This is a genomic window from Scytonema millei VB511283 (assembly GCF_000817735.3).
Lineage (GTDB): Bacteria > Cyanobacteriota > Cyanobacteriia > Cyanobacteriales > Chroococcidiopsidaceae > Chroococcidiopsis > Chroococcidiopsis millei_B.
This window is the reverse complement of sequence record NZ_JTJC03000002.1, coordinates 862,567-885,223: the sequence shown is the minus strand read 5'-3', so window position 1 is coordinate 885,223 and position 22,657 is coordinate 862,567. Positions and strand designations below refer to the sequence as shown.

Below are 22,657 nucleotides of genomic sequence, written 5' to 3'. Positions count from 1 at the left end.
GCACCCTATAGTTGGATTTGGCTTTTGTCTTCATAATCAAAGGAATGCCACAGATAGAATCAATGTACCAATCTCTTCCTATTCATGCAACAATGCCTCGATTTGATGCCGTTTGATAATTTTTTCCAACCGCCTACTATCTGTGACATCCAACACTTTATAAGGGAATAACTTACTTTCCTGTGAGCGCGGCGATCGCCCGCTTTCCATGACGTGTGTTGTCCCGTAGCGTCTTTGTAGGGCAACAACAAGGTCGCTTCCCAATTGACCTCTAGAGCCAGTGACTAAAATATTGTTTATCATATGACGGTTATCAGTGACTAGTGACTGGTGACTGGTGGCTAGAATTTCTCCTCTTCCCCGACTCCCGACTCTGGTGGAAACAAACCAGGACATGTAAGGACAAAAACATCCCTAACTCCCAGTTCAGATGTAGTTGCTTTGACAGGTGAGGTGTAGTGGAAATATTGACTATCTCTAAAGACTAAGAATTCGCCCGGATTGAGAATTTTGCTAAAAGCGGGACGACTATCTTTTTCTGGATAAAGGTGCGTTTCTCCCCCTTCAATTCCGGTTCTATTGACAGAGAAAATACCGACGAGTTCGACTCCATCGCGATGAATTCCTTCAGGCGCAGGATTGCCGAGTTGCTGAGAAGAAGCTGTGGTTCTAATTTGATGCACTGCAACTTCATTGAAGTTGGTACAAAGCTGGCAAAACTGGAAAAATTCCCACACAATTTTTTGAAAATCTGCCGACGCAACTAGGCGATCGTCCAGTTCTGGATACTCTCTGATAACATCTCCCAAAATTGGGTTATATGCTTTCGATTGAAATAGCTGCCTGTGAGGTAATTGTATCAGGCGATCGCCAGCTATTTGAAAGTGAGAAAGGTTTCTGAAACGATAGTTGCCTGCTAAATATGGGTCGGCTGGCAAGAATTCAAAAAATGGTTGTAATTGTTCTAGCTTAACAGCATTGACCATTTCTAAAACATAGCTGGCTAGACAATTAAATTCTTGTGGTTTTGATAAATTCAACATAGTAAACTTCCTCACGTTCAATTGAGGATAGCAGAATTATTCAAACTGCTACATCTAATTTATTAGTTAGCATTGGGCTATGCTAGACCAAATTTTGCGATCGATGGCAGCAAAAATTAACAATAATTTATAGATTTATAATGTAGACTCTATTTAGTCTTTTCATGCCTTTATAGGAGCCTCATCAATAGATATATGACAGAATGCGTGTTAGTAAAGAGGCTCTATAAAATGGGAGTTAAGGTTTCATTCTATCGTTAGGGAAGATACCTAGCGTTTCGATCGAGTCTACTGATTTAATTGTAGTTATATTTTTCGGCTATTGTCGATCCCTATAACTTTTGGCTGATATCTGTCATTTTTACTAACTATTTTGTTAATAAAAATTCATACAAGAATGCTAGTTATTCAGTTGTTAGTTGTCATTTGGAAAATAAATGAATATGAATTTTGCCGAACGAATGAGCCGCCTGGGGACGGAATCTGCTTTTGAAGTTCTTGCCAAAGCACAACGGTTGGAAGCTCAAGGACGTAACGTAATTCATTTAGAAATCGGACAGCCAGACTTTCAGACACCGATGAATATCTGTCAGGCTGCATTTCAAGCCATGCAAGATGGCTACACTGGATATGCTCCGGCGGCGGGATTACCTCAGTTGCGACAGGCGATCGCTCAATATGTGACGCAGACAAGAGGCGTTGAGGTGCATCCCGATGAAGTGGTGGTGACACCAGGTGCTAAGCCGATAATTTTTTTCACTATTCTGGCGTTGGTGAATGCAGGTGATGAGGTAGTCTATCCCGATCCAGGTTTTCCCGTTTACGAATCAGCGATCAACTTCGTCGGAGGAAAGGCTATTCCTCTAGCTTTGCGCGAAGAGGTTGGCTTTCGCTTTCGGATTGAAGACTTAGAACAAGCAATTTCTCCCCGCACGCGACTATTAATTCTCAATTCTCCCCAAAATCCTACTGGAGGCGTGCTGCAACTTGAAGATTTAGAGGCGATCGCCAATTTAGCAGAACGACATAATTTTTATATCCTCTCGGACGAAATCTACTCGCGCATCCTTTACGAACAAACACACCACAGCATTATGAGTTTGCCTGGGATGAAAGAGCGGACGATTTTGCTAGATGGTTACTCGAAAACTTATGCGATGACGGGGTGGCGCTTAGGTTATGGTGTGGCTCCCCAACTATTAGCTCAAAAGCTGGAGCAATTAACGATCAATTCTAATTCCTGTACCTGTTCGTTTACTCAAATTGCTGGGATTGAAGCACTGACAGGAACGCAAGAGTTTGTAGAACAAATGGTGGACGAATTCAAACAACGACGAGATTTTATTGTCGATGGTTTGAATGCGATCGCTGGTATTCAGTGCGTTAAACCTACAGGAGCATTCTACGTATTTCCTAATGTCAAACAACTTCCTCTCAGATGTGATGCATTAGCAGATTGCTTACTAGCAGAAGCCGGAGTTGCCGTACTTTCTGGTTCTGCTTTTGGTAAGTTTGGTGAGGGATATTTAAGGTTATCCTACGCTAACTCATTGGAAAATATTCGCGAAGCGCTCGACCGCATTCAAACCGCGATCGCTCGTCTCAAATGAGGCATTCAGTCTTCTTCGTCAGTTGTATACAATTAAAATGGATGCACGGTAATTTCTGACTTCTGAGTTCACCCTGTTGTAGAAAAACATTTAGGGAGAATCAGGATGAAAAACATTGCAGGAACCTTCAAGGGCGCTGGTGGATTAAGCCTCTATTACCAAAGCTGGCATCTCCAAGAGCGATCGCGGGCTGTGGTGGCGATCGTGCATGGTTTGGGAGCGCATAGCGGTCTATTTCTACCTGCTGTAGAGTACTTAGTGTCTCTAGGTTATGCAGTCTATGCCTTTGATTTACGAGGTCACGGACACTCGCCAGGACAAAGGGGACATATTAATAGATGGACTGAATTTCGAGAAGATTTAAGCGCCTTTTTGCAGCAAATTTGGACGCAAGAACCGAATTGCCCTTGTTTCGTCTGGGGACACAGTTTAGGAGGTGCGATTGTTTTGGATTATGCTTTGCGATCGCCGCAGGGATTGCGGGGTGCGATCGTCACTGCACCAGCCTTGGGAAAAGTTGGAGTCTCGCGCCTCAAACTGGCGATCGGGCGAGTCTTTTCCCGCGTCTATCCACGCTTGAGTCTTAAGGTTGGCTTGAATCATAATGCCAGTTCGCGCAATCCAAATGTTATTTCTGCTTATAGTCAAGACCCCTTACGTCACGAATACGGTAGTGCCAGACTTGCAACAGAATTCTTTGCTGCCGTGGATTGGATCGAAAATCATGCGTCTGAGCTGCAAATTCCTTTACTGCTGCTACATGGTAGTGCAGACCAAGTGACTCATCCTGAAAGTAGTTGGCTGTTCTGCGAACGGGTCACTTATCCCGACAAGAAATGCTACGAGTATCCTGGCAGTTATCACGATCTTTATGCCGATACGAATTATCAAGAAGTACTTGTAGACATCGGCAAGTGGTTGGAGCAGCATCTGCAAGAAATGGATGACAGTCAAGCAGCGTGAGGTAAGAGAGTGGTGCGTAAAAGAATTAAATAATGTTACCGAAATTTCCTTTATTTCTATAAATTAACACCGAACAGTGAAACATGTATGTGACTCTCTTACAATGAATTCAGCAGCTTAAAACTCAGTCGTTAGTAAGCAAAAATTCCTGCTATTAGTTTGATTTGTTACTAAAGATAGATAAAATAGCAGCTTTGTGAAGTCATGAGTTAAACTGAGATCAAGCAATTCTTATGGCAGATCGTTCGATCCCTAAAGGGTTAGATATGGCAGTCTAACATCTTTGGTTACGTGTTCTGCTGTTAGTTCATATTAATTGGAAAGGAGAAACAGGGAACCATCTAACTCAGGTGTGAGAAGTCGGCATCCAAATTTAATAATGCATCTGACTCTGTTTTCTAAAAACAAAACTCAATAATAAACTATTAGCTCAGGCGCTCGATCGCAAATATTGTTAGCGATTTCAGCGGTGGGATTCAGTAAGTGTAGGGTGGGCAATGCCCACCTATCTGTAAAAGCTAATCAATAAAAAAACACAGAAAAACTTTATCGAGGGGAAGAGATTTCAGCTCTTCTTGGCGAAAATGTTGTGTTCTAACAAAATTTACACAGCCCCTCCCAACTCTGGAAATGTGTTGTTGGGACGCACGTTGCCTTCATTATTAGATGAAGCCTGCGATCGCGTTCCCAATCCCCACGCTTTAAACCAATGGACAGAACAAGGTTGGCAACCTTTATCCGAGCAAGCCTTTCGGACTGCGGCTGAAGAGGTGGCGCTCGGTTTGTCGAACTTAGGGTTAGAGAAGGGCGATCGCGTTGCCCTTTTAATGCATAGCGATGTTAACTTTTGCATAGTTGACATGGGCTGCTTGCTAGCCCAACTGATTGACGTACCGATCGATCTCACCCAAACGTTGGAAAACATCGTTTTTATTACGCAACACAGCGAAGCCAAAGCACTGATCGTTTCTAGCCTCGACTTACTCGACCGCATCATACCTTACTTAGACAGCACATCTCATCTACAAATCGCGATCGTTGCCGATGTTCCCCTCGATTGGCAAGGACAATCCAAGCACCCTCGATCGATCCAATTCTTTTCCTTAGAAGAGATACGACAGCGAGGACAAGCTCAGATGTCAGACGAGATGCGACAACAGCTACGCGCATCGCTAACAGCAAATGACTTAGCCACCATCATTTATATCCCAGGAGCCACTGGTAAGCCTCAAGGAGTGATGCTGACTCACGAAAATCTTTCTGCTAATGCCCTAGCAATGTTTAGTGGAATTCCCGATTTGGAACTGGGTGCAAAGGAGGTCGTACTTTCATTTTTACCCTTAACTCATGTTTTTGCCCGTGTCTTTTTCTACGGTCACATGAATTACGGACATAGTGTTTACTTCACCACTCCTAACCGAGTGATGAAACATCTCAAAGAGGTACAACCAACAATATTTGCTACCGTGCCTTTGTTACTGGAAAAAATTTATCAGCGCATTTTAGAAACAGGTAGCCAACCTAAAAAAGCAGAGACAGCGAAGAGTGTCAAATACGACGTGCTGCCTCGCTTTCGGACTTTTGCCGCACAGATGTTTCAGAAGAAACAAGAGACTCCACAGCAAAAATTCCGTTTATCCTCTCTGCGGTGGTTGCCTCCAACTCAATTCAAGTTACCGCATTGGCAAGCCTCTCTCACCGCTTGGAAATCGTTACAAACAGAACAAACTCAACGTCTGATCGATTGGGCGATCGCCCTTGCCCAACAGTACGAATTGGGACAGTCACCGAGCGGCAAATACGACTGGATGCTGAAACTAGCAGATCGACTGGTATTTTCTAGATGGCGTGCTGTATTTGGCGGTCATCTCAAATACGCGATCTGCGGTGGTGCGGCTTTAAAAGCCGAGATTGCAAACCTGTTTGCCGCTGCCAGAGTCACGATTCTACAAGGCTATGGTTTGACAGAGACAAGTTCGGCAGTTGCCTGCAATCGGGGTTGCTTCAACCGAGCTGGAACAGTAGGAGTACCGCTGCCAGGGATAGAAATAGCGATCGCGCCTGATGGTGAAATCTTAGTCAGGGGATCTTACGTGACGCAAGGCTACTATAAAAATCCCGAAGCTACTCAACAGGCGATCGACTCTGAAGGCTGGTTTCATACAGGTGATTTGGGAGAGTTTACCGCCGATGGTTTTCTAAAAATTGTTGGACTCAAGAAAAGCCACTTCAAACTTTCAACAGGTAAATACGTCACGCCACTACCGTTAGAACACAAGTTAGAACAATCTCCTCTAGTAGCACAAGCAGTTGCAGTGGGGGCAGAACGTAAATTCTGTGCCATGCTAATTTTTCCCGATTTCAACAACCTGCGCCAACAAGCTCAAATATTGGGACTCGACCTACCAGATGCAGAATTATTGAACCATCCCTGTATTCTCGCCCTCTACCAAGCTTTAGTAGATGAAGCTAACTGCCATCTGCCTTACTGGTCTTTAGTTAAACGCTTTCAGCTCATCAACGCTACACTCAGCATCGAGAACGGAATGCTAACTCCCACTGGAGAAGTAAAACGCACCAGGATCGCTGAAATGTTTGCTCAAGAAGTTAATGCTTTGTACGGTCAAGAAGATTCCAAACGACGAGAGACACAGCGTCACGAACAACTCAACCTATGTCCCTCCGTACCTACATCCACCTGCCCTGCGTATGCTCAATCCTTAAGCCAGGGAGTAGAGAGAATTCGGAATTCGGAATTCGGAATTCGGAATTAATCGATCGCACACTACGCATCACTTCATTACCAATTACCAATTACCACTGATAACTGATAACTGAGGTTAAAAACTATGTTTAAGCCGTTCCGAACCGCCGCCGTTCTTGGTGCGGGAGTGATGGGAAGCCAGATTGCCGCTCACCTTGCCAATGCAGGTTTAACCGTACATTTATTAGATATTCCTGGCAAAGGGAGCAATAAAAACGGATTAGTTGAAACATCATTTAAAAAAGCCCTGAAGCTATCTCCACCTATATTTTTTACAGAAAAGACAGCCCGTCGCGTCATTTTGGGTAATTTTGACGAGCATTTTCACTCAGTCGCCACAGTCGATTGGGTTATTGAAGCAGTGGTAGAAAATCTAGATATTAAGCAAAAGCTGATGGAACGTCTAGAGAGCGTAATTCGCTCGGATACAATCGTATCCACTAATACCAGCGGTTTACCAATCCACGCGATCGCCCAAGGACGTTCTGAATCCTTTCGTCAAAGGTTTTTAGGGACTCATTTTTTCAATCCACCCCGCTATCTCAAATTACTCGAAGTCATTCCGACAACTGACACCGATCCACAAGTACTAGAAAGGATAAAGTGGTTCGGAGAGCTGCATTTAGGTAAAGGGGTCGTAGTCGCAAAGGATACTCCTAACTTTATTGCCAACCGAATTGGAATGTACGTCACCATGCTCGGGTTACAGGCGTTAACGCAGGGATACACGATTGAGGAAATCGATACTCTAACGGGAACAATTGCAGGTAGACCAAAATCAGCCACATTCCGCACGGCGGATTTAGTCGGACTTGATACGCTGATGTACGTCGCCAGCAACCTCTATCCAGCTATTCCTCACGATGAAAGCAGAGAAGTCTTCCGCGTGCCGGAATTGTTACGCAAACTCGTAGAGACGGGGACGCTAGGAGCGAAAACGGGTCAAGGCTTTTACAAAAAGCAAGACCGACAAATTCTGTCATTAAATCCAGAAACACTCGCTTATGAACCAGCCAAACCTTTAAACTTGGGCGATATTGAGGCGATTGGTAAGATTCCCGATTTAGGCGATCGCCTGCGAGCATTGTATCGCGATCGCGATCGTGCAGGCGCTTTCTTCCGCAAGTCTATCCTTAAAACCTTGAGTTATAGTGCTTGCCGCATTCCCGAAATTGCCGACAATCCTGACGACGTTGACAAAGCAATGCGATGGGGATTTGGCTGGGAACTCGGTCCTTTTGAAATTTGGGATGTATTGGGATTTGAAACCGTACTGGCAGACATGAAAGCTGCTGGAATTCCCGTCCCGGAGTGGGCAGAAGTCAAAAGTCAAAAGTCAAAAGTCAAAAGTGAAAATTTGATTTCCGACTCCCGACTCCCGCTTATATGGCAAAATCCCGAAGCAGCATTGCTAGACATGGGTGACGGGGTGGTTTTGTATGAGTTTCGCTCGAAGGGTAATACTTTGAGCTTGCAGGTGGTTGACGGTTTAGCTGAGGTGCTGGATCTGCTAGAGAACGATTATCGAGGATTGGTCATTGGCAACAGCAGCGCTCATTTCTCAGGTGGAGCAAATCTAGCAGAAATGGCAATGATGGCGCAGTCGGGAAATTTTGCGGCGATCGCCGATCTAATTGTCAAGTTCCAAACTCTGCTACAACGGATTCATTACTTCCCCAAACCAATTGTTGCGGCAATCCAAGGACGAGTATTAGGAGGCGGTTGCGAGTTAGTCATGGCGTGTCCGCAAGTCGTAGCAGCAGCAGAAACTTATATTGGCTTGGTAGAACTGAGTGTAGGTTTGATTCCTGGGGCTGGTGGCATTATGCGATCGGTGACATGGGCAGCCGATCGCGCCGCATCAGAAGCGCCCCATCACATCCAACCATTTCTACGGCGAGTGTTTGAAACCATTGGCATGGCGAAAGTCTCCAATAGTGCTGCGGAAGCCCAAGAATTAGGATTTCTCCCAGCAACAGCCAAAATTTTAATGAATGGCGATCGCCGTTTAGAAGTTGCCAAAGAAGAAGTCTTATGTAGCGATCGCGCAGGCTATGCCCCACCTCCCGAACGCAACGCCATTATGGTGCTAGGTCGTCCAGGGAGAGCAATGCTCGATTATGCTGCCGATACCCTCTACCGAGGCGGCTTCATCAGCGAATACGATCGCTATTTAGCCAACCGTTTAGCCTACGTCATGGCTGGCGGGGAACTTTCTGCACCTGCTTTAGTTGATGAAAACTACTTACTGCAATTAGAACGGGAAGCATTTTTACCCCTACTCAGCCAACCTAAAACCCAAGAGCGGATTGCTCACACGTTGAAACATAAAAAGCCGTTACGAAATTAAAAAAAGTGATTAGTGACTGGCGGCTAGTGACTAGATTCTTCATCTAGCCACTAGCCACTAGCCACTAGCCACTCTTCACTACTCACTAATGCATATGAAAGAAGCCTACATTGTCAGCAGCGTTCGGACTGCGGTGGGAAAAGCGCCACGCGGTACGCTACGCCACGTTCGCCCCGATGACATGGGCGCGGTGGTAGTCAAAGGCGCGATCGCTCGCGTCGAAGGACTTGCACCAGAATATATTGACGACATTATTATCGGCTGTGCGTTTCCAGAAGCGGAACAGGGATTCAATTTGGGTCGAGTTATTGCTCAGCGGGCGGGTTTACCCGATTCCGTGGCAGGTTGTACCGTCAATCGTTTTTGTGCTTCTGGACTCCAGACGATCGCGATGGCAGCTCAAGCGATCGCCACGGGACAAGCGGAAATTATGGTGGCTGGTGGAGCCGAATCGATGAGTTTGATTCCGATGGGGGGACACTATCTCGCTCCCAATCCAGAAGTGTTAGCAGAGACTCCACAAGCTTACTGTACGATGGGGATTACGGCTGAAAACGTAGCCCAACAGTACGGAGTTTCGCGCCAGGAACAAGATGTTTTTGCGCTGCGATCGCATCAGAAAGCTTTAGTTGCAATTAGGCAAGGTCGTTTTGCTGAAGAAATTATTCCGATTCCGGTGCGCGAAACTCTCTATATTGATGGCAAGCCGCAGGTTGTGGAGCAAGTTTTTCAGCTCGATGAAGGTCCTCGCGCCGATACCAGTCTGGAAGCATTGGCACGGTTGCAACCTGTTTTTCGCCAAGGTGGAGCAGTTACAGCTGGTAACTCATCTCAAACTTCGGATGGAGCAGCCGCGACGGTCTTAATGAGTCAGCGCTGGGTCAATAAACTCGGTGTAAAACCTCTAGGACGGATGTTAGGGTTTGCAGTTGCTGGAGTTCCCCCAGAAATTATGGGGATTGGTCCAGTTGAGGCTGTGCCGAAAGTGTTGAAGCAAGTGGGTTTAAGCTTGGACGATATCGGGTTAATCGAGCTGAATGAAGCCTTTGCTGCTCAAAGCTTAGCGGTAATTAGCAAGCTCGGTTTGAATGAGGAAATTGTCAATGTCAACGGCGGCGCGATCGCCCTCGGTCATCCTCTAGGTTGCACGGGTGCGAAGCTAACAGCTACCCTACTGCACGAAATGAAACGGCGTAGCATTCGCTATGGTCTGGTGACGATGTGCGTGGGTGGTGGTATGGGAGCAGCGGCAGTGTTTGAGAATTTGGCAACCTCCTGAATCTGGATGACCTGAGAGATCGAAGTCTTCAACTCATTTTTCATTACGAATTACGAATTACGAATTATGATGATGAACTTGCTCGCTCCAGTCGTTGTCATTCCCACGCTAATTTTCCTATTTTTTGTGCTGGGTTACATTGGCGTTCCCCTATGGCTGTGGTCGCTGTATTTTGTCCTGGTACTATCAGCGTGGAGTCCGCCAATTTGGGTGTGGTTGCTGTTTGGCGTGGTGGCAGCAATCTTAAATTTCCCTGTGTTACGGCGATCGCTTGTCACATCTCCCATCGTTTCCGCCATTAAAGCTTTCAATCTCCTACCAAACATCTCTGCAACCGAACAAGCGGCGATCGAGGCGGGGACTGTTTGGGTAGATGGTGAGTTCTTTTCCGGTCAACCCAATTTTCGCAGAATTAACAGCGAACCCTATCCCCAAGTCACGCCAGAACTGCAAGCATTTCTCGACGGATCTGTAGAACAAGTTTGCCGCATGGTCAGCGATTGGGAAATTTACCGTCGCAAAGACTTACCACCGGAAGTTTGGGCATATCTCAGACAAGAACGCTTCTTCGGGATGATGATCCCCAAAGAGTACGGCGGTTTGGGCTTTTCTAACTTTGCCTACAGTGCCGTGATGATGAAGCTGGCATCGCGATCGTTCACCCACACGGCGACAGTTGGCGTGACGAACTCTCTCGGTCCGGCGAAGTTGCTGCTGCGATATGGTACTCCAGCTCAAAAAGACTATTATCTGCCCAAACTAGCTCAGGGGGATGAAATTCCCTGTTTCGCCCTAACCGAACCCCAAGCAGGCTCGGATGCGGGTAGCATTACTTCTGAAGGAGTCGTGTTTCAAGCTGAAGATGGCAAGCTATATCTGCGCTTGAATTTCCGCAAACGCTACATTACTCTGGGCGCGATCGCCACTTTAATCGGACTGGCGTTTCGCCTCCGCGATCCAGAAAATTTGTTGGGTAAAGGAGAGGATGTCGGCATTACCTGTGCTTTAATTCCGGCAGATACGCCTGGTGTGGTTTTGGGACGGCGACACGATCCGATGGGAGTTCCATTTTACAATTCTCCAGTTGAAGGACATGATGTCATCATCTCCATAGACCAAGTTATCGGTGGTGTCGAACAGGCGGGTCAGGGTTGGAAAATGTTGATGCAGAGCCTTGCTGCGGGTCGGGGCATCAGCTTTCCTGCTACCTGTACCGGAGTTGCCAAACTAGTCGCCAGAGTGACAGGCGCGCACGCAACAGTGCGACAGCAGTTTGGACTGCCCATCGGTCGGTTTGAAGGAATTGAGGAACCCCTCGCTCGGATTGGGGGGCTGACGTATTTGATGGATGCCGCTCGGACTTATACTTGTGGTGCAGTCGATCGCGGCGAGCAACCTGCTGTCATTTCGGCGATCGCTAAGTACAACCTGACAGAACTCTCGCGTCAAAATATCAATGACGGGATGGATATTCTCGGCGGCTCTGGTATTTGTCGCGGACCCAGAAACCTGCTCGCAAATATCTACATTGCCACTCCGATCTCGATTACGGTTGAAGGCGCGAATATCCTCACCCGCACGATGATGATCTTCGGTCAAGGAGCGATCCGCTGTCATCCCTACGTCTATGCAGAAGTTGTTGCCCTCAAACAGTCGGATCTCTCGGCTTTCGATCGCGCCTTTTGGCATCATATTGGTTTCATGATGCGCAATGGTTGCCGCGCCCTATTGCTGAGTCTTTCCCGTGGCTATCTCGCCCGTCCGCCTGTAACTGGAGTCACAGCTAAATACTACCGCAAGCTCGAATGGGCAGCCGCGACTTTTGCTTGGCTTACCGATCTGGTTCTCTTCTGTTTTGGTGGCACGCTGAAGCGGCGAGAAAAACTCACCGGACGATTTGCCGATATTCTTTCTTGGATGTATTTGGCAACAGCTACCCTACGCCGATTTGAGGCAGAAGGTTGCACGGAAGATTTACCTTTTGTCTGCTGGGCTGTGGAATACGCCTTAGCTCAGATTCAGTTTGGATTTGAGGGAATTTTCAGTAACCTGTCCGTACCAATTCTCGGTAGTTTATTCCGAGGACCCGTGACTTGGTGGTGGCGGCTCAATGCGATCGGTTCTTTACCCTCTGACCGTTTAGGCAGTGACGTTGCCTGTAGGCTTCAGACACTAGGACAGCAACGCGATCGGCTCACCGCAGGTATTTATCTTCCCACCGATTCGAGTGAAGCTTTGGGAAGATTGGAACGCGCTTTTCTCTTAACATCGCAAGCCGAACCAGCGCTTAAAACTATCAAAGCTGCCAGTCGTGAAGGTAAGCTACCGTCAGGAAAACCGGAGCAGCTAGTTACAGCAGCACATGCGGCTGAGATAATTACTCTAGAAGAGGCTGAACTAATTCGCGCCGCAGAAATTGCTCGTAATGAAGCAATTCAAGTCGATACATTTACACTTTTGGAGTATCAACAAGGAGTAGAGGATCGACAAGAACAACTGAAGTTGATGGATCGAGCGGCTTTGTTGCCTAAATAGTTGGAGGCAAAGGAGAACAACATATACTCTTGCGCCAATTATTCGATGCTGAATAAGTTATGAAACCATTGCCAATGGAGCAATTGTAGCATCAACTTTCTTTTCCCAAAGTCGTCTCATTAGCTTACCTTCATACCTCTGTTCGCGCAAACGTTTGTTGTAGCTTGCTAATATGATGGTTTCTTCATATTTCCCAACCGACATAACTAGTCGATTGGGATCTTGCATTTGATAGCTGAATATACTGGGCGCGCTATTGTGAGAGATACTTTTATCTGTAAATACAACATTAGGATGCTTGGTATCGACACACCAAGACATATAGTCTGAATCTAGTTTTTTACGATATTCCCAACTCATTTTAATTCCAAATTCAACTCGTTCTAGAGCGTGAATTTGGGCGATCGCTGATATTTCTGACTCATTTAACCAATCTACATTGAGCGTTAGTAACGGAGAAACCCAAACCCCCGTCGAACGCAACCAATAATCGTATAGCTGATAATGGAACGGCATAGTTGCATAAATTTCCTATGGAAAATCAACGCGATATACCGATCTCTACCAGCCGCGATCGCGGTTTTACGGATTATTTTTAAAATTCGTTGACAAAATGCTTGACTTATGCACCAGTACGTATCCTTAGCAGTGATTGTACGGGCGGGTTTTACCCGATAGCTATTTGGGTAAGGAAAATCTGTTGTCTAAAACCACCCCTACTAATATTTGTGATTGGATGCTAAGAACAAGAGATCGATAATCTCGCCAAAACCCAAACCAAAAGCTGCTACAACTGCTAAAAACAAAAAAGTATTAAATCGACTAAAACCCGCAAATCGCATTTCTACATTTGCCAAGAATGTGATAGCCAAAGGTATAACAATAATCGGAATTAGGATCGAGCGCGCCGCAGCTAAAGCAATTAACACGCAGATCAAAAGCATTGCAACAATTAGTAAAAGACCTTGAGAAGCAAATTTCATAATTTGCTCTAAAGCAGCAATACTTTTCCAAGATAAAGCTAAACCTACAGCTGCTATGCAAGCTCCAACAAACCAAAAAATGTGGTATGCAGAGAGATACCATCCCAATAATGCATATGCTAGCCAAAGGGCAACAACAGGTAGCAGAGGGATTCTATTTAGAAGTCCAGCGTTCATAATTGATTCTTAACTCTGCGATCGGGAACAGGTATAAAAGTGGTAGACAGCATGGAACTACCTGCATTTTAACTAAGCATCTGCAAACCCGCTTCCTACTGTAAGAAGAGTTAATTTATTTCGGCGAGTAGTGAGTGGCTAGTGGCTAGTAGCTAGTGGCTGAATTCTTCATCTAGTCACCAGTCACCAGTCACTAGTCACTGATAACTGTTCACTGATTTCTCTGTTTGAGTGCGACGAGTAACTCCATTTGACTTGTGGTTTTGTCGGGGTTGCTGGCGGTGATACCGATACCGCGAATAGAGTTGATAATCGCAGTCGCTTCTGGATCGATCGCGGTGCTTAAGGGTTTACTTGCAAGTAATGACATGGTTTTATCCATATCTAAGTAGAAGTAACCTGCATTAGGTTGTAGCAGAGAACCAGTTGCAGCTTTGAAAACTTCGCTACTGTCAAGAGACTTACCGGAAGGCTTGGCGATCGCCTCTACAATCGGTTCGCCCACAGCGATAAACATTGTATCTCGATCTAACCAGCCGTGACCGACAATCGCACCTTGGGCGGGAACTTGCCATTCAGTAACGCTATTACCATTAATATCTCTGGGAACGACAGCTAAAAAATTACTTCTAGCGATCGCATCGAGTTTACTGAGAGTCGATTCAGCCGTAGCGCGATCGCTAGTTTGAAACATCAGTACGCCGCCAAATCCCAAGGAAGCTAACATCCCCTGGCTAGATGAAATTGCACCAATGGCAAATTCTCCATCCATCCAACCAAAAACATCTCGGTCTAGATCGAGATTGTAAGTTGTTTTGAGCGATCGCCTTGCAGAGTCCAATCCTTGCTTGACTTCCGGTAAATCTCTAGTTCGATCGACAAACGCCGCCCAAGTGCGACTGATTCCCGCACCAGTTAATAAAGCCAGCGTATCGACGGGAAATCGAGTCACGACCTTACTAGGCGAGTTTTGATATTGTATGTTGATGGCATTAGGATTTAACTGCGCGATCGCTTTCATCCGTATTCCCATGTCATCTACACCCACACCTGCAACTACAGCTTTGACCGATTGCAACTGTGCTAAAGTTTGTGGAGGTAATCCAGCCGGATTAGTAGCCGTTAATTGTTGGACTGCACTTGCATAATCGGGTAAATAAATTTGCGCGATCGGGTTTTTGAGTTGTAAGCTTTGGGCAAAAGTGCTGTCTATACCTGCTTTGGTAGCAAAAGAAGGTTCTCCTTTATAAGTATCGATCGCTTGTTCTACTGCTTGTTTAGCTGGAGCGAGAACGACACGACCATCAAGAATGCTACTGTAAATTGGTTCGCCTTGACTGGTTGATTCAGTAATTTTTTGTCCTTTGTAATCGAATTCTTGACTCGTAACTGTTTTATCGGCTTTTAGTTTCTTGCTAAAGTTCCAGGCACTCAATCCATTTTTGATTCCTAGTACTAGTAAAATATTCGATTGAGCCGAGAATGGTGTTGCTTGTAATTGCTTAGCAGAACTAGGTGGTAGTACGGCGATTGTGACGCTACCCAACCAAGGTTTGATATCTTGTTCGTAATTAATCTTAGATTTTGTTAATACTTGGAGATCGAAGTCTTGCAGGCTTTTTTCAACTAACTTTTCGGCTTCAGGAGTGCCAAATCGCTGTAACTGCGCCAAAGCACTAGAATCAGTCGAAATAAAAGCTGCCATCAATGCTTCATCTGGTACGACTTTAGCACTTGCCAAAGGACTCGTGCCACTGCCAAAATTTCCTTTAAAATACCAATAAGCCGCTGTACCTCCTGCTACAATCCCGATAGCTACAACAGCAGGGAGCAAATTTGATTTTTTCGTCGGCATTTTAATTATCCTTGCGATCGCCTCTGCTCAAATTCTTGTCAATCACCTATACAAATGTCATTGTGGTAATTTCGGATAAATATTAGGGAGTAGGGAGTTGTAGGGGCAGGTTTATCGAGCCTAGCTACAATAGAACAAAATATTCAGTAGTTAAACCTGCCCGTACAGGAGTAGGGAAAATACTAATGACAACTCGGATGAATGAATACAAGCAGCAAATTATTACAGATTTTAATTCGAGAATTAATTATGACAACGAGTTTCGCTATCGTTTTGCCAAACCTTTAATAGAATTAGCGCAACTCAAGCCGGGACAAAGAGTTTTGGATGTGGCAACTGGTACGGGAATAGTGGCGATCGCGGCAGCAAAAATCGTAGGAGATGCAGGTTATGTATTGGGAGTAGATATTTCCACGGGAATGCTAGCACAAGCACAGCGCAAAGTTGAGTTAGAAAAATTACAAAATATTGAATTGCTTGAAGCGGACGCAGACGATTTAAATTTTGACGATAACAGCTTTGATGTGATTTTTTGTTCCGCTGCGATCGCCTATCTCACAGATGTTTTTACCTCCCTATGTCAGTGGTATCGTTTTTTAAATACAGGTGGAATAGTAGCTTTTTCCTGTTTTGCTGAAACAGCTCATACTGCATCTATTTTATTTAGAGAGAAAGCCCAAATATATGGAATTACCGTTCCCAATCCTAACGCAACTCTCGGTAATCCTGAAAAGTGCCAATATCTACTTCAGCAAGTTGGATTTCAAAATATTAAAGTTGTAACTCAACAGTTTGGCTTTTATCTCAATGATGCAGAGTCAGCATGGAACGCAAATGCTAATAGCGCCTACGGCTACCAGGTGTTTCAACTACCTCCAGACAAATTAGCGCAGCTTAAAACAGAATACATCGCAGAGATCCATGCCTCGTCAACAGAGCAAGGATTTTGGCATGATGTTAATAGCTTATTTGTTTTTGCTCGTAAAAGTTGAGTTTGAGATTTTTCATGATTAGTAACAGTGATAATACAATTAAACTCGATCAATTTTTAAAATTAATTGGCATAGCAGCAACAGGCGGACAAGCCAAACTAATAATTCAGGGAGGTGAGGTTCTCGTTAATGGCATACTGGAGACCAGACGCGGACGCAAGTTAAGATCGGGTGACACTGTAACAGTAGCAGAACAAACTTTTGATGTAAATTTAGACGAGATTTAAGCTTTAATTAAAATTAGGCGATCGCATTAAGACACCAACCGCAATCCCCGCGCCAAATCTTTGCACAATTGCGTTGGTTTACTCAAGTCCGGCTTAATTAAACAGTCATCCGCAGCAAAATCATAGTCTGCTACCTCCAACTTTAACGCCCATTTTGTCAATGGCAATTTTCCCCATGTCTCCACAAACTCTACAACGCCTTTCGGTCTTTTAGAGCGTTCTACGTTTTGCAATGCACAGGCAATACTCAGTTGATTAAATCCCCTAATTAAAGGATCGGGATAGGGAAATGGATCTTTTTCTCCTGCTTTGATGCGTCCAAAATACTCCAGCACACCTGAAGCTAATAGAGACAGTATTTCTGAGTGATTTAACTTAGTTGGATCGTAGCTCATGGGTTTGATAGACCAAATGGGTCGCCCCATATCAAACCAGAGAGCGTGACTTTGCGTAACTTAGAATGTGCCACTATTTAGAGTGGATAAGTAAGTCGTAAGTCGTAAGTCAAAAACTACTCCCTACTCCCTATAAAATTCCGACTGCGTGCAATAGTCCTTTGCCAGTGATTAGCTCGATAATCAGGGCGATAAAGCCGAGCATGGCAATTCTACCATTCCAAATTTCTGCCGAAGTCGTCATGCCCCACTGCCATCGCTCTTGAGGGTACATTCTGACCCGCTTTTTCATCTGCGACACTTGAGACAGTTTAACGCTGGGAGAATTCAAGGCTTCGATGGTTAAATCTGCCATCCCATCGATAAACTGAGTGTGAGTGTTGAGCGCTGGGACGCGACGGAAGTTATGTATACCTACTGACTCTGCAACTTCTCGATACTCCATATCAATTTCTTGCAGAGTTTCTATATGTTCGGAGACAAAACTGATCGGTACGACAACCATGTCTTGCACACCTTGCTGACCCAATTCTTGAATGGCATCTTCTGTATATGGTTGCAGCCATTCCACGGGACCAACACGGCTTTGATAGGCTAAGGTATAAGCATTGGGGCGGTTGAGGGTCTGCATTATTAGCGCCGTACATTCCTCAATTTCTTGCTGATAGGGGTCGCCTGCTTCCTCAACGTAACTTTTTGGTACGCCATGAGCGCTAAAGAAGACATGGACTGCATCAGGATTGGCAAATCCATCTACCTCTTGAGCAATTAACTGCGCCATTGCTTGCAGATAGCCTGGTTGCTTGTACCAAGAGGGAATAACTGTATATTCAATGCTGTTTAATTTGGGGTCTTCTAACCACATTTGTTGCAGCAAGCGGAAGCTAGAACCACTAGTGCTAATAGAAAATTGCGGGTAGAGTGGTAAAATCACCAGATGTTCAATGCCATCGCGTTTGATGCGGGCGATCGCTTCTTCGGTGAATGGATGCCAGTAACGCATCCCAATGTACATTTGAGTTGGTTGCCCTTTTTCTTCTAGTCGTGCTTGTAGCGCTTGTGCTTGGGCTTCCGTAATGCGCCGTAAGGGAGAGCCACCACCTATCTGCTTATAGTTTTCTTGCGATCGCTTCGTGCGTACGGTTGAAATCCACCATGCCAGGGGTTTTTGCAGCCAGGGAAACGGCAGGCGAATAATTTCCGGATCGGCAAACAAGTTAAATAGAAATGGTCTGACATCCTCTAGTCGATCCGGTCCACCTAGATTAAGTAATAGTACTCCCACTCGACCCATAGCAGTTTTGTTACCCCAATTTCTTCAGCTTTGTTACTGATTTTAACAATACATCTTTTAACAATACATCTTTATTCGGAATATCGGTCAACAAATATTCATGAGGATTGAAACATAGTAACAATATTACGAGAATGGAGCTATCGCTATCAATGGTTTTACGATACAGTTTCTCGATTAGCGGCGTTAAGCGTGGGTGGAGAAGGAAAGTTGCGTCAATTAGCTTTGCAAAACTTAACAATTCAGCCCAATACCCAAGTTTTGGATCTTTGTTGCGGCAGCGGTCAAGCAACTGAGGTATGGGTGAAATATTCTCAAGAGGTGACGGAGTTAGATGCGTCTCCTTTATCTTTGAAACGAGCGCAACACAACGTACCCCAAGCCAAGTTTGTAGAAGCTTTTGCCCAAAAGATGCCTTTTAGCGATCGCACGAGCCAACTAATGCACTATTACCAATTACCCATTACCAATTACCATAAAATCTGAGGGTTGCATGACGAAGCATGATGAACACAACGGGTAAAGTTTACCTGGTCGGTGCGGGACCAGGAAGTATTGATTATCTAACTGTTAGGGCACTGCAACTGTTGAGCCAAGCAGAAGTATTGATCTACGATGCTTTAGTCGATCCGCAATTGTTAGAACTAGTGCCGTCAAATTGCCTCAAACTTGATGTCGGTAAGCGCGGCGGACAATCCAGCACCCCTCAAGCAGAAATCGATCGCTTACTAGTCGAGTATTGCCAAACAGGACAACAAATCGTTCGGCTCAAAAGCGGCGATCCGTTCATTTTTGGACGAGCCGCAGCAGAAATTGAGGCATTAGTTACCGCAGGCTGCCCGTTTGAGGTTATACCTGGAATTTCTTCCGCCTTAGCCGCACCCACACTAGCAGGAATTCCCCTCACCGATCCGGTGATGAGTCGTTGTTTTGCCGTGACAACTGCCCATGAACCAGAACTTGTCAATTGGGAAGGTTTAGCATCAATCGGAACCCTGGTGTTTCTGATGGGAGGGCAACAGTTACCGGAGATTGTCAAGCAATTAGTCAGACACGGGCGATCGCCTCATACGCCAATTGCGATCGTGCGTTGGGCGGGAACTGCAAAACAGCAAGTTTGGACTGCCACCCTCGAAACAGTTGTAGCGCAAACCGATGGCTTGAGCCTTTCTCCTGCCGCGATCGTGGTGGGTGAAGTCGTTGGCTGGCGCGAGTATTTGCAACCACAGGAGAAAGGACAAGGGAGACAAGGGAGACAAGAAAGTTATTCTAGCCACCAGCCACTAGCCACTAGCCACTCTCCCCACACACCACTTTTAGGTAAAACAGTCCTCGTTACCCGATCGCTGGGACAATCGAGTCAATTTTGCGATCGCCTGGTAGAGATGGGTGCGACAGCTATTGAAATGCCAGCATTGGAGATTGGTGCGCCTTCGAGTTGGATGGGGTTAGATAATGCGATCGCCCAGTTATCAGATTTTGATTGGTTGGTTTTGACTTCTACGAATGGTGTAGATTATTTTTTTGAACGCCTGTTAGCTAAAGGTAAAGATACGCGGGCGCTAGTAGGGGTAAAAATTGCTGTGGTAGGACAAAAAACCGCTCAGAATCTTCAACAAAGATACTTACAACCAGATTTTATTCCTCCTGATTTTGTTGCTGATTCCTTAATAGAAACTTTTCCTGAATCTTTAGCAGGTAAAAAAGTTTTATTTCCCAGAGTTGAAACTGGAGGACGAGAAGTCTTAGTCAAACAATTTACTGCCAAAGGTGCAGATGTGGTAGAAGTCCCAGCTTATGAATCTCGATGTCCGCAGTCAATTGCTCCTGAAGCATTAGAAGCATTACAAATTCATAAAGTGGATATTATTACTTTTGCTAGTTCTAAAACAGTTAGAAATTTCTGCCAACTCATAGCACCATATAACAACATTAATTTAGATGGAGTTTGTATAGCCTCCATTGGTCCCCAAACTTCTAAAGACTGTATAACTCATTTGGGAAGAGTCGATATAGAAGCGGAAGAATATACTTTGGATGGTTTGTTACAAGCAATTGTAGGTTGGGTAAGTAAAGGTGGAAAGATGAATTAATTGTGACTTACGACTTACGACTTACGACTTACGACTTACGAATCATTGGTCTAACTGGTGGAATTAGTACTGGTAAGAGTACTGTTGCTCAATTCTTAGCAACTGAATATCATTTACCAGTTCTTGATGCAGATATTTATGCAAGAGAAGCCGTGCAACTTGGTTCGCCAATTTTAGATGCGATCGCCCAGCGTTACGGTACAAACATCTTGCAGGCTGATGGGACGCTGAATCGTCAACAACTAGCGCGAATTATCTTTAACGATTCTACAGAAAAGCAGTGGTTAGAAAGACAAATTCATCCTTACGTGCGCGATCGCTTTGAGCAAGAAATAAGTAAATTATCTGTCCCTACAGTGGTATTAGTTATCCCTTTGCTATTTGAAGCAGAAATGACAAATTTAGTCACAGAAATCTGGGTTGTTTTCTGTTCGCCGCAACAGCAAATAGACAGACTGATACAGCGTGATAATTTAACTGTAGAACAAGCACAGGCGCGAATTAACAGTCAAGTGCCGTTGTCGGAAAAATGCGATCGGGCTGACGTTGTTTTGGATAATTCTTCTACCTTGGAAGATTTGAGGCAAAAGGTAGATTTAGCGATAAAAAAATTTAAGGGTGAAGGGTGAAGTTAGCTACCTTTGCTAATCTTCATATCGTTTACGTTTCGATTTATTTTTAAGCACTTAGATGCTTGACTCACAATGTTTTCAGGCTCTAATGCTTGTTCGTCGCACGTCTTATGAATGAAATGGTAGGGTAACTAAGGGTAAAAGAGCCAATAACAACCACAACCAAGACCAATTAAATTGCGGTTGGCTGGAAGGTGCTGATGGCTCTAATAAAGCATTGATGCGTTCGTTCAACCGCTCTGCTTGACTAGCGGCGCTGAAAGCAGCACAAAAACTCGTCATTGGCACGATCGCGGAACGCACGACTAATAACAAAGATTCTGCCAAAGTCAGCGGATCGACTTGCTGAGCCGCCCGACTATCTGCCCGCAGTTCCCGTAACAGTAATAATTCTTCCCATAACGCTTCTGTCTGAGGCAACCATCCGGTACAAGTCCGTACCCAACCCAACCAAAAAAACCAGAAAGTATCTCGGTAGTGGTAATGCGCTTGTTCGTGGGCAATTACAGCGGCTAACTGTTCTGGGGTGAGGACGTATAACAATCCCTGGCTGACAACTAATTCCGGTCGCCAGAAGCCAACTAAGGCGCTGAACAGAACGGGAGTTGCTAAAATCCGACAAGATGCTCCCTCTACTTGCTCCTGGGGATAAGTACGAGTCTGTCTCACAGCCTGCCAGCCTTGCCATGCTAGTTTAACTCCCAGCGCGATCGCCACGATAAATCCAATTACTGTCAGTCCGTAGCTATACCAACCTACAGATAAACCCAGCATCGAGCCTTGGGTTCCCATGAATAATACCGAGATTCCGGCGATCGCTAATATTAGTGGAGGAAAAAGAAAAAACCATAGCGTTTGTTTCCAGCGTTGTTGCCAATCACCTGAAGCTGACGACCAATTCTGTCGCACGTTCCAAGCTACTGCCAGTGCAGCCAAAATCATGATGGTATGCATTACTTCTCCTCCCGTTGTTGGCGTGCGGCTTGAATGCGTTTCGCGATCGCGTCGAGCTGTTCTAAACTAGTGCGATCGAGGCTATCGGCAAAGGCAGCCACAACATCAGGGTTGCCAACCGCCAAAAAGCGATGTAGCTTTTCATGCGCCTCTATCACTTGCGCTTGTTCTTTCGTTACCAACGGTCGCCAATAAAAAACTCGTTCTTGTTTATCGCAAGCCAACCAGCCTTTTTCCGTCAAGCGGCGCAGTACAGTCGTGACAGAAGTATAGGCTAACTCTCGGTCGGGATCGGCAAGAATGCGATCGTGTACGTCCTTGACAGTCACGCGATCGAGTTCCCAGACGATATTTAAAATCTCTGTCTCTAATGGACCAAGAGATAGCTGTTTGGGACGGTAATTAGGCAGCGGGGACATAAGCTAAGTCAAAAGTCAAAAGGTAAAAGTCAAAAATTACTGATAACGGTCACTGATAACTGATAACTGATAACTGATAGCTGACAACTGGT

19 protein-coding genes and 1 pseudogene are annotated in these 22,657 nt (G+C 45.3%); 11 read left to right on the top strand and 9 right to left on the bottom strand.

What is annotated here, in order from left to right; translation table 11 throughout:
* Nucleotides 1-78: 78 nt before the first annotated feature.
* Entirely contained in the window at nt 79-303 is a 225-nt protein-coding gene (locus QH73_RS11740; protein WP_201278081.1) for an NAD-dependent epimerase/dehydratase family protein, read from the bottom strand.
* 38 nt (nt 304-341) lie between these two features.
* Nucleotides 342-1,043 (bottom strand): 2OG-Fe dioxygenase family protein, encoded by a 702-nt coding sequence (locus QH73_RS11735; RefSeq protein WP_039716293.1) that lies wholly within the window; start codon nt 1,041-1,043, stop codon nt 342-344.
* A 437-nt stretch (nt 1,044-1,480) separates the two neighbouring features.
* On the opposite strand from QH73_RS11735, the gene QH73_RS11730 reads away from it, so the two are divergent.
* From QH73_RS11730 to QH73_RS11705, 6 genes are all read left to right on the top strand, one after another.
* Nucleotides 1,481-2,653 carry a pyridoxal phosphate-dependent aminotransferase gene (locus QH73_RS11730; RefSeq protein ID WP_201278080.1) on the top strand — a complete coding sequence of 391 codons (1,173 nt, stop codon included), beginning with the start codon at nt 1,481-1,483 and terminating at the stop codon, nt 2,651-2,653.
* A gap of 105 nt (nt 2,654-2,758) precedes the next feature.
* The gene (locus QH73_RS11725) at nt 2,759-3,616 is read left to right on the top strand and encodes an alpha/beta hydrolase (protein ID WP_039716295.1); all 858 of its coding nucleotides are present in this window, start codon (nt 2,759-2,761) and stop codon (nt 3,614-3,616) included.
* Nucleotides 3,617-4,200: 584 nt separating this feature from the next.
* Nucleotides 4,201-6,390: an AMP-dependent synthetase/ligase gene (locus QH73_RS11720; protein WP_039716296.1), complete on the top strand. Its 2,190-nt coding sequence runs from the start codon at nt 4,201-4,203 to the stop codon at nt 6,388-6,390.
* Nucleotides 6,391-6,465: 75 nt separating this feature from the next.
* Nucleotides 6,466-8,730 (top strand): 3-hydroxyacyl-CoA dehydrogenase/enoyl-CoA hydratase family protein, encoded by a 2,265-nt coding sequence (locus QH73_RS11715; protein WP_039716297.1) that lies wholly within the window; start codon nt 6,466-6,468, stop codon nt 8,728-8,730.
* 94 nt (nt 8,731-8,824) lie between these two features.
* Nucleotides 8,825-10,009 carry an acetyl-CoA C-acyltransferase gene (locus QH73_RS11710; protein ID WP_039716298.1) on the top strand — a complete coding sequence of 395 codons (1,185 nt, stop codon included), beginning with the start codon at nt 8,825-8,827 and terminating at the stop codon, nt 10,007-10,009.
* 72 nt (nt 10,010-10,081) lie between these two features.
* Entirely contained in the window at nt 10,082-12,544 is a 2,463-nt protein-coding gene (locus QH73_RS11705) for an acyl-CoA dehydrogenase (protein WP_201278121.1), read from the top strand.
* Between the two features lie 57 nt (nt 12,545-12,601).
* On the opposite strand, the gene QH73_RS11700 is transcribed toward QH73_RS11705, so the two are convergent.
* The 3 genes from QH73_RS11700 to QH73_RS11690 form a co-directional block, all read right to left on the bottom strand.
* The gene (locus QH73_RS11700; protein ID WP_039716299.1) at nt 12,602-13,060 is read right to left on the bottom strand and encodes a hypothetical protein; all 459 of its coding nucleotides are present in this window, start codon (nt 13,058-13,060) and stop codon (nt 12,602-12,604) included.
* Between the two features lie 203 nt (nt 13,061-13,263).
* Entirely contained in the window at nt 13,264-13,704 is a 441-nt protein-coding gene (locus QH73_RS11695) for a hypothetical protein (RefSeq protein ID WP_039716300.1), read from the bottom strand.
* Nucleotides 13,705-13,915: 211 nt separating this feature from the next.
* A complete protein-coding gene (locus tag QH73_RS11690; protein ID WP_039716301.1) occupies nt 13,916-15,559 on the bottom strand; it encodes a DUF3352 domain-containing protein in 1,644 nt (547 codons plus the stop codon).
* Nucleotides 15,560-15,744: 185 nt separating this feature from the next.
* On the opposite strand from QH73_RS11690, the gene QH73_RS11685 reads away from it, so the two are divergent.
* Both QH73_RS11685 and QH73_RS11680 read left to right on the top strand, forming a co-directional pair.
* Nucleotides 15,745-16,551 carry a class I SAM-dependent methyltransferase gene (locus QH73_RS11685; protein ID WP_039716302.1) on the top strand — a complete coding sequence of 269 codons (807 nt, stop codon included), beginning with the start codon at nt 15,745-15,747 and terminating at the stop codon, nt 16,549-16,551.
* 14 nt (nt 16,552-16,565) lie between these two features.
* Complete coding sequence (locus QH73_RS11680; protein WP_039716303.1) at nt 16,566-16,778, top strand: RNA-binding S4 domain-containing protein; 213 nt, start codon at nt 16,566-16,568, stop codon at nt 16,776-16,778.
* A gap of 26 nt (nt 16,779-16,804) precedes the next feature.
* Here the strand turns inward: QH73_RS11680 and QH73_RS11675 are convergent, their stop codons facing one another.
* Nucleotides 16,805-17,173 carry a pPIWI_RE_Y domain-containing protein gene (locus tag QH73_RS11675; protein WP_132866942.1) on the bottom strand — a complete coding sequence of 123 codons (369 nt, stop codon included), beginning with the start codon at nt 17,171-17,173 and terminating at the stop codon, nt 16,805-16,807.
* A gap of 130 nt (nt 17,174-17,303) precedes the next feature.
* Nucleotides 17,304-18,467, bottom strand: coding sequence for a ferrochelatase (gene hemH / locus QH73_RS11670; protein WP_039716304.1), 1,164 nt, complete (start codon nt 18,465-18,467; stop codon nt 17,304-17,306).
* A gap of 114 nt (nt 18,468-18,581) precedes the next feature.
* On the opposite strand from hemH, the pseudogene QH73_RS11665 reads away from it, so the two are divergent.
* From QH73_RS11665 to coaE, 3 genes and pseudogenes are all read left to right on the top strand, one after another.
* Nucleotides 18,582-18,914 (top strand): annotated as a pseudogene (locus tag QH73_RS11665) (class I SAM-dependent methyltransferase); the annotation flags it as partial.
* Nucleotides 18,915-18,970: 56 nt separating this feature from the next.
* Nucleotides 18,971-20,560 carry a uroporphyrinogen-III C-methyltransferase gene (gene cobA / locus QH73_RS11660; RefSeq protein WP_039716305.1) on the top strand — a complete coding sequence of 530 codons (1,590 nt, stop codon included), beginning with the start codon at nt 18,971-18,973 and terminating at the stop codon, nt 20,558-20,560.
* 2 nt (nt 20,561-20,562) lie between these two features.
* The gene (gene coaE / locus QH73_RS11655; protein WP_052290137.1) at nt 20,563-21,189 is read left to right on the top strand and encodes a dephospho-CoA kinase; all 627 of its coding nucleotides are present in this window, start codon (nt 20,563-20,565) and stop codon (nt 21,187-21,189) included.
* Between the two features lie 111 nt (nt 21,190-21,300).
* Here the strand turns inward: coaE and QH73_RS11650 are convergent, their stop codons facing one another.
* Together QH73_RS11650 and QH73_RS11645 are read right to left on the bottom strand one after the other, a co-directional pair.
* A complete protein-coding gene (locus QH73_RS11650; RefSeq protein ID WP_039716306.1) occupies nt 21,301-22,146 on the bottom strand; it encodes a M56 family metallopeptidase in 846 nt (281 codons plus the stop codon).
* Nucleotides 22,146-22,565: a BlaI/MecI/CopY family transcriptional regulator gene (locus QH73_RS11645; protein ID WP_015154911.1), complete on the bottom strand. Its 420-nt coding sequence runs from the start codon at nt 22,563-22,565 to the stop codon at nt 22,146-22,148. The genes QH73_RS11650 and QH73_RS11645 overlap by 1 nt, the downstream gene beginning before the upstream one ends.
* Nucleotides 22,566-22,657 lie beyond the last annotated feature (92 nt).

Excerpts from the sequence above, each read along its gene's own strand:
- QH73_RS11740 (WP_201278081.1), bottom strand. The coding sequence starts at position 303 with ATGATAAACAATATTTTAGTCACTGGCTCTAGAGGTCAATTGGGAAGC.
- QH73_RS11735 (WP_039716293.1), bottom strand. The coding sequence starts at position 1,043 with ATGTTGAATTTATCAAAACCACAAGAATTTAATTGTCTAGCCAGCTAT.
- QH73_RS11730 (WP_201278080.1), top strand. The coding sequence starts at position 1,481 with ATGAATATGAATTTTGCCGAACGAATGAGCCGCCTGGGGACGGAATCT.
- QH73_RS11725 (WP_039716295.1), top strand. The coding sequence starts at position 2,759 with ATGAAAAACATTGCAGGAACCTTCAAGGGCGCTGGTGGATTAAGCCTC.
- QH73_RS11720 (WP_039716296.1), top strand. The coding sequence starts at position 4,201 with ATGTTGTGTTCTAACAAAATTTACACAGCCCCTCCCAACTCTGGAAAT.
- QH73_RS11715 (WP_039716297.1), top strand. The coding sequence starts at position 6,466 with ATGTTTAAGCCGTTCCGAACCGCCGCCGTTCTTGGTGCGGGAGTGATG.
- QH73_RS11710 (WP_039716298.1), top strand. The coding sequence starts at position 8,825 with ATGAAAGAAGCCTACATTGTCAGCAGCGTTCGGACTGCGGTGGGAAAA.
- QH73_RS11705 (WP_201278121.1), top strand. The coding sequence starts at position 10,082 with ATGAACTTGCTCGCTCCAGTCGTTGTCATTCCCACGCTAATTTTCCTA.
- QH73_RS11700 (WP_039716299.1), bottom strand. The coding sequence starts at position 13,060 with ATGCCGTTCCATTATCAGCTATACGATTATTGGTTGCGTTCGACGGGG.
- QH73_RS11695 (WP_039716300.1), bottom strand. The coding sequence starts at position 13,704 with ATGAACGCTGGACTTCTAAATAGAATCCCTCTGCTACCTGTTGTTGCC.
- QH73_RS11690 (WP_039716301.1), bottom strand. The coding sequence starts at position 15,559 with ATGCCGACGAAAAAATCAAATTTGCTCCCTGCTGTTGTAGCTATCGGG.
- QH73_RS11685 (WP_039716302.1), top strand. The coding sequence starts at position 15,745 with ATGACAACTCGGATGAATGAATACAAGCAGCAAATTATTACAGATTTT.
- QH73_RS11680 (WP_039716303.1), top strand. The coding sequence starts at position 16,566 with ATGATTAGTAACAGTGATAATACAATTAAACTCGATCAATTTTTAAAA.
- QH73_RS11675 (WP_132866942.1), bottom strand. The coding sequence starts at position 17,173 with ATGAGCTACGATCCAACTAAGTTAAATCACTCAGAAATACTGTCTCTA.
- hemH (WP_039716304.1), bottom strand. The coding sequence starts at position 18,467 with ATGGGTCGAGTGGGAGTACTATTACTTAATCTAGGTGGACCGGATCGA.
- cobA (WP_039716305.1), top strand. The coding sequence starts at position 18,971 with ATGATGAACACAACGGGTAAAGTTTACCTGGTCGGTGCGGGACCAGGA.
- QH73_RS11650 (WP_039716306.1), bottom strand. The coding sequence starts at position 22,146 with ATGCATACCATCATGATTTTGGCTGCACTGGCAGTAGCTTGGAACGTG.
- QH73_RS11645 (WP_015154911.1), bottom strand. The coding sequence starts at position 22,565 with ATGTCCCCGCTGCCTAATTACCGTCCCAAACAGCTATCTCTTGGTCCA.